This is a genomic window from Streptomyces sp. NPDC029956 (genome assembly GCF_055574655.1).
Genome location: NZ_JBVHZJ010000065.1, coordinates 45222 through 51411 on the forward strand (window position 1 = coordinate 45222; position 6190 = coordinate 51411).

Genomic DNA, 6190 nt, shown 5'->3' on the forward strand with positions numbered 1-6190 from the left:
CCGACGGCTGCCCCGGCGGCGCTCATGGGCGACTCCGTCCCCAGGGCGTCGGTCCATGTGGCGAGGGTCTCGGTCCCGGGCACGTGCGCTACCAGGCCGGCCGCGGATCTTGACGTTCGGTCGACAGGTCCGCGGGCACCTCGGTCTCCCGGTCCGTCCGCCACAGGTATCCCGGGCTCGGAGAGAACTCGTCCGTCAGCGGAGCCGGGGCGTGGAATCGCTGGACACGGGGGAGCGGTACCTCGACCAGTGCGCCGTCGTACACCATCCAGAGGCCGAAGCAGTCGTCCTCCTCGTCATGGATCAGCACCCGCACCTGCGCGGGGTCGGGCCACGGGAACGATTCCAGGTGCTTGAGCAGACCTGTGCGCGTCCACTGCCCGGAGAACTCGACTTGTACCGCGCGATCCAAGATCATCACGCCGAGGTGAGGCGGAGGTCTCCAGCCCAGCCGTCACAACGGACGCGACCGGTGGGGAACGCGAGCTCCAGGGCGATGCGCCCGGCGTTCGGTTCGTACTCCTCCCACACGGCGAGAACGCACTCCCCGACGTGATCTGCGAACGGTGTCCTCGCGTCGGCCGCTCCCACCGTGACGAGCCCCGAGTCGCCCATGTCGTAGCCGGTGTGCGGCTCCCCCACCTCGACGATCAGACACCAGTCGGATCCGGTCGTGATGTGCAGGGCTGCTCCCGCATCATCGATCAGCCACACATCGAGCGGGCCCGCGGGGTCGTCGCTGCCGTACAAGTGCCACGCCCCGACGACCCCTGCCAGCCGGCGCCCCACCAGGCTCTGCGCGCTCACCCCGGCGCCGTGCAACGGGCACGCGTTCGCGTTCGTGTTCTCGGACTCCATCGGTGGACCGTACTGCCGACCGATCTCCCAGTTCACAGCCTTGCGCGAGACAGGGCGCGCGAGCACGTCCAGGACCTGACGGTCCCCGGCCGGCGGGGCCGAGTCGTCGAGCTGGGCTGACCTCGTACGGCCCCTGGACCGTCAGCGGGATCTGGGTCGGCCGGGGGCCGGACAGGCAGGGGAGCCGGACCTTCCCGGCGCCTCTCCGCCGCATGGATCCTTTACCTCTTATACATGGAGCCTGCCCGGGGACTGGCGCCATGGAGCGGGGAGGGAGTGGGGAGCCGAGGGACGGCGGACGCGACGGCCGGGGCGGCCGGCCCGGTTCCTACGGGTGTGCGCCGGAGGTCACTTGAGGCCCAGCTTGGTGCACTTGGCGTCGAGTTCGGCGGAGCAGATGTCGGCGGCCGTGTAGATGCCTTCTTCGATGACGGTGGACTTGATGTTCGTCTTGTCGACGACCACCGGGTCGAGGAGGTTCGACGGGACGCCGTCGGTCACGCTCTTGGCGCGGAGCGGCACCTCCATCAGCAGATCGACCGCGAATGCGGCAGCCTTGGGGGCGAGCTCCAGCGGGCTCTTGTAGATGGTGAAGGTCTGGGTGCCGGCGATGATGCGCTGGATGCCGGCGATCTCGGCGTCCTGGCCGCCGACCGGGATGTTCTTGATGCCGGCGTTCTCGAGGGCGGTGATGATGCCGCCGGCCATGCCGTCGTTGGCCGAGTAGACCGCGTCGATCTTGTCCTTGCCGACCGAGGAGATCGCGGCGGACATCTTCTCGCCGGCGACCTTCGGGTCCCACTCGCCGGACGCCTCGTAGGCGATCTTGCCGACCTTGCCGTCGAGGGCGAGGTGGGCGCCCTCCTTGAACTGACCGGCGTTCGGGTCCTTCTCGTCACCGTTGATCATCACGATCTTTGCGGAGGCGGCCTTGTCGCCGAGGGCGGAGAGCAGAGCCTCGCCCTGGAGCTCGCCCACCTTGGTGTTGTCGTGGCTGACGTAGGCGTCCGCGCCGGCGATCGCACGGTCGTACGCGACGACCTTGACGCCCTTGCCCTGGGCTTCCTTGACCCAGCCGGCGGCCTTGGTCGCATCGACCGGGCAGAGTGCGATGACCCTCACGCCGTCGGCGACCAGCTGGTCGAACTGCTGCTTCTGCTTGACCACGTCCGAGACCGCGTTGTTGTACACGACCTCGCAATTGAGGCAGGCGCCCTTGACGGCCTCCTCGAACTGCGGTCTGTCCAGCGCCTCGTACCGCGCGGTCTTGTTCTCCGGAAGGAGGAGGCCGATCTTGGTCGAGCTGCCCTTGCCACCGCTGTCGCCGCTGTTGCCATCGGCCTGACCACAGGCGGCGAGCGAGAGGGCCATCGACACCGCGGCCGTGGCTATGACGGCGTGACGCGTCACTGCGTTCATGTGGGGTTGCCTCCCTGACGAGGCCGCGACGTTGCGGCCGAGGTGGCACGAAGTCAACTCGGCCGCCACATTGTCGTCAAGAAGTAAACGTTTAACGAGATCGCAACGGTCTCTACCGTTATGTAGGTGAAGAAAGGGATGCGCGCGCTGCGCCGCCCGCTGCCCGACAGGGGCTCGCGGCCCGGGCGGCGCAGGAGGAGAGTGACCTTCCGAGAGCTGCGCAGGACGCGCTCGCCGCCGTTCTGGCCGGATGATCTGCCCATCCGACTTGCCGCGGCCCACCCATCGTCCCACTCGTCCGCGCGAACACGAGCAGCAGGTCCCGCCCAGGTCAGACAGTCAGGGTCGTTGCCTTCAGATCTTCTGGTCGGATGGTGTCGAGGAGGGCCGTGTGGGCGATCCTTGGTCCGTGAGCGCGGATTATCGGGTGGTTCTTGGGGACGCCGAGCGGGATCAGTGGCGGTATGTGCCATTTCATTCCATTGGACCGCTGGAGTTTGGAATGAGTCGGGAGAGCGCCGTCGCCACCATGGTGGAGCAGGGCTTCACCGCGAAACAGGACAACATGGGCGGTTGGCAGTCGACAGGCCGTACGGAGTGGCGAGTCGAGTTCTCCAAGTCGCAGCGGGGCTGGAGTCAGCCGGCGGTGAAGTCCTACTTCGTCGACGGCGCGGGAATGACGTGTGCGCTGGTGGACGGACGAGTCGGTCCACAGGTCACCTATGAGGGGATCCGTGTGATCGGCCGGGTTCCGTCGGAGCTCCTCGAGGACATGGAGGCGTACGCGGACCGGCACGACGTGGGGCTCCGGTCCACGGGAGGCGGCGAACTGGTCGTCGAGGGCTTCGAGATCGAACTGGGCGCACAGCGTGCCGGCGACGCTGCGGTGACCTGGGCGATCTTCTGCAATCCCGGGGAGCTTGCGGGCACGCCTTCGGAAGTTGCCCCAGCGGAAGTCTGGCACCACTGGTAGGGGTGGCCTGGTCCAAACTCAGCCTGCTCGGTCGTTCTCGGTCACCTCGTCGACCAGATGAAGATGCTCACGATCTGGCAGGCGGCGGGGTACGTGGACGACGGCGGTCCTGCTGTAGCGGGTGGCCAGAGCGCTCCGCTGTTGGAGCGCATCCCGTACCCATCCCACCGGAGCCCCGCGGCCCCGTCCTCGAAGCCGTCGGTGGTCTCCTGCATGATGATCGGATGCCGAACATCGAAGCACACTCCGCTCTTCTCGATCACCTTCGCATGACGCTGCCAGATCGCGTCATCGATGAGGTCCTGGGCATCGACGGGCCCATCGAGGAGCGCGTGCCTGGATTTCGGGTATTCCGGGTTCATCCTGCCCATTCTGGTGATTGGTGGCTGTATGTGACTTCAGGTTGTTGGGAGGCGACTCAGAACGACGGTCACGGTGTGGAGTTCTTTCTCGCGGCGCCGCGCGACGAGTGGCTCAACGTGGAGAGCATCACCATGAACGCGTACTACCACTGCGGGCCGGCCCACCAACGACTCGATGTCGGGCACACCGTTCCGATCGGCAGGCCATGGCTCGACGACTCGGAATGCGACCACTACTTGGTGAGCCTTCCCTACCCCTTCGGCCCGGAGTTCGAGATCTGCGAGTGGAACGGAGGAGCTCACGCCCAGATCCTGTGGCTGCTGCCGATCACCGAAGCCGAGAAGGACTTCCGTCGGGAGAACGGCCTGGAGGCACTTGAGGCTCGATTCGAGGAGCACGAGATCGACCCGGCCGATCCGAAGCGAGCCTCCGTGGCCTGACCTGGAGCCGAGGACGTCGCAGAAGGCGACGGAGCTTGGTCAGGTCATCAGAAGCCCCGGCCGATCGCTTCGCCACTTGCCCTCGGCCAGCCGTTCCTGCACCGCCGCGAAGCGTTCCCGGGGGCGAGCGACCAGGCGCCGCGGGCGGCCCAGGCAGTCGTGCGTCCCGTCCGGAGGGCTGAGCGGCTCGGTCGTACCGATGGCCGCAGTCGTCGCGAACGCCGAACGGATGCATTCGTGGTGCGAGCCAACGGTCTTCTCCACGGCCTCGGCAAGGTGCCGCCACAGGTGCCGGCCGTCTGCAACCTGCACGGCTTGCGGAGGCCCGCTTCTGGCGCCCTCGGCGTGAGCGCCGGCACGATCCCGGCAGATGATCTCCACCTCCGGGTGCCCGGCGAGCCAGGCGGCCAAGGGCTCGGCGTCCCGGCCCGGCAGCACGTCGACGGGGTGGCGGACCTCCAGGTCCACCAGCACGGTCGCGTACGAGTCGCCCTTGCGTCACGCGAAGCCGTCGACGCCCAGCACCCGCACCGGGCCCTCGCGCCGGTCAGGCATGGCACGAAGCAGGTGGAGCAGGGTGTCCTTGGCGACGCGGATGCCCATGAGCGCGGCCAGGCGGGGCGCGGGGTCGGCCGACGAGCGCGCAGGCTATGGACAGCAGCCGCCCGCAGCAGCGGGGTCTTGCGGGCGTGCGGCGTGGCGAGCCCTTCGATCCGCTCGACGAAGGTCGCCGCTGCAGAGATGTCGGCGTACACGTGAACGTGCCCAGTCACATACGGATGAACGTGCCCACTTCCAGACGTACCGAGGACGGATCGCGGGCAGTCTGCTGCCGGCCTGTGAAGGGTGGCGGGGGGCGGCTGACCGTGGTCTCGGACCCGCAACGATGGATGGAGCTTCGACGCTTCCGCGGGCTGTTCGAGTCCGGGGCGATGAGCCTGTCGGAGATCGCGAAGGAGACCTGCCTCAACCGCCGCACCGTCCGCAAGTACCCGTCCTCTGAAGGCCAGGTCGCCCCGCCTCGTCGGGCCGCCCTAGGACACGGCCGTCGCCGGAAGGTGGATGAGGTCGCGCCCCTGATCGACGCGATGCTGCGGTCCCAACGCGGCCTTGCTGGGACCGCCCGGGGTCGGCAAGACCCACCTCGCGGTCGCTCTCTCGGTCGCCGCCTGCCGGGCCGGGTTCTTTGCACCACTGCCATGTGGATTCCATCAACGGTCCGAGCTACCGGCGGAAGAACCGGCTCGCCGCCATCGAGCGTGACACCAAAGTCGCTTGATCAATCGCCCAGGCCGGGCACTCAGGCCGCCGCCCACGGCTCAGCACGCCAGCCCGGCAGTTCCTTGTCCAGCCATTCCTCGACGGTCCGCCGCCAAGGGTCGGTGGAGTCGCTGTCGACGACATCGGCCCAGGTGTCTTCAGCGACGTCGGGATCGACTACGAGGCTGTCGAGGTAGCCGTCGAAGTCGTCAGCGACTTTGGTGAAGACCCCCTTCGGCAGGTACCCCGGGTGAGGGATGCCGTGCACGAAGGCATGGAGCTGGCCATGAGTGGCCGGGCTCAGGTCCAGGAACAGGGTGTCGCTCCCGCCGTTGCGCGCGATCGGGAGAAGACCGGCCAGTGAGACCTTGTGGGTGAGCCACCCATCACGGCTGCGGCGGTACTCGCCCAGAAGGGTGCCCCAGCCGTATTCACCGTCGTCGTCACGGCCGAGCTGATAGAGATCGTCGAAACTCTGCAACGGCTCCGGGTCGCACGCCGACAATCTGACCGAGTACGTGAGGTTCTCCCCGCCCGCCGCCTCCAGGAACGAGCGATAGGAAGGGGGCAGTGGTAGCCCGATCTCCCGTTCGAGGCGCTCAACTTCGCCAACCTCGAACGGCTTGAACGGCCCCACGACCAGACGGCCTCGATACCAGCACGACAACTCTTCAGACACGATCAGATCGTCGCACTCCATGGCATCCCGAAATCCTCCAGGTCCCCGCGTTACTGAACGTCGAGCTGAGACGACTCCGAACCTCGTTAAGAAACGACCAGTTAGAGGTCGTTTTCACCCGCAATGCCTGCTTATCAGCCAGTTCTTGAGGCGTTGGACGGTGGTGCGGGTGAGGCCGTGGAAATCGTCGGTATCTGC

The 6190-nt window shown here is 67.3% G+C and carries 7 protein-coding genes and 2 pseudogenes; 3 read left to right on the plus strand and 6 right to left on the minus strand.

Going from position 1 to position 6190, the window contains the following annotated elements:
- Positions 1–88: 88 nt before the first annotated feature.
- The 3 genes from ACZ4XX_RS34615 to ACZ4XX_RS34625 form a co-directional block, all read right to left on the minus strand.
- Entirely contained in the window at positions 89–418 is a 330-nt protein-coding gene (locus tag ACZ4XX_RS34615; protein ID WP_468511817.1) for a hypothetical protein, read from the minus strand.
- Positions 418–858, minus strand: a complete 441-nt coding sequence (locus ACZ4XX_RS34620; RefSeq protein WP_468511818.1) for a hypothetical protein — start codon at positions 856–858, stop codon at positions 418–420. The genes ACZ4XX_RS34615 and ACZ4XX_RS34620 overlap by 1 nt, the downstream gene beginning before the upstream one ends.
- 348 nt (positions 859–1206) lie before the next feature.
- Entirely contained in the window at positions 1207–2277 is a 1071-nt protein-coding gene (locus ACZ4XX_RS34625; protein ID WP_468511819.1) for a sugar ABC transporter substrate-binding protein, read from the minus strand.
- A 409-nt stretch (positions 2278–2686) separates the two neighbouring features.
- On the opposite strand from ACZ4XX_RS34625, the gene ACZ4XX_RS34630 reads away from it, so the two are divergent.
- The gene (locus tag ACZ4XX_RS34630; protein ID WP_468511820.1) at positions 2687–3250 is read left to right on the plus strand and encodes a hypothetical protein; all 564 of its coding nucleotides are present in this window, start codon (positions 2687–2689) and stop codon (positions 3248–3250) included.
- A gap of 41 nt (positions 3251–3291) precedes the next feature.
- On the opposite strand, the gene ACZ4XX_RS34635 is transcribed toward ACZ4XX_RS34630, so the two are convergent.
- A complete protein-coding gene (locus ACZ4XX_RS34635) occupies positions 3292–3465 on the minus strand; it encodes a hypothetical protein (RefSeq protein ID WP_468511821.1) in 174 nt (57 codons plus the stop codon).
- A 9-nt stretch (positions 3466–3474) separates the two neighbouring features.
- Here ACZ4XX_RS34635 and ACZ4XX_RS34640 point away from each other — a divergent pair, with 9 nt between their 5' ends.
- Entirely contained in the window at positions 3475–4053 is a 579-nt protein-coding gene (locus tag ACZ4XX_RS34640; RefSeq protein WP_468511822.1) for a suppressor of fused domain protein, read from the plus strand.
- 39 nt (positions 4054–4092) lie between these two features.
- Here the strand turns inward: ACZ4XX_RS34640 and ACZ4XX_RS34645 are convergent.
- A pseudogene (locus ACZ4XX_RS34645) lies at positions 4093–4539 on the minus strand (transposase); the annotation flags it as partial.
- A 615-nt stretch (positions 4540–5154) separates the two neighbouring features.
- Here ACZ4XX_RS34645 and ACZ4XX_RS34650 point away from each other — a divergent pair.
- A pseudogene (locus ACZ4XX_RS34650) lies at positions 5155–5250 on the plus strand (ATP-binding protein); the annotation flags it as partial.
- A gap of 103 nt (positions 5251–5353) precedes the next feature.
- On the opposite strand, the gene ACZ4XX_RS34655 reads toward ACZ4XX_RS34650, so the two are convergent.
- Positions 5354–6013, minus strand: coding sequence for an SMI1/KNR4 family protein (locus tag ACZ4XX_RS34655; RefSeq protein ID WP_468511823.1), 660 nt, complete (start codon positions 6011–6013; stop codon positions 5354–5356).
- Between the last annotated feature and the right edge of the window lie 177 nt (positions 6014–6190).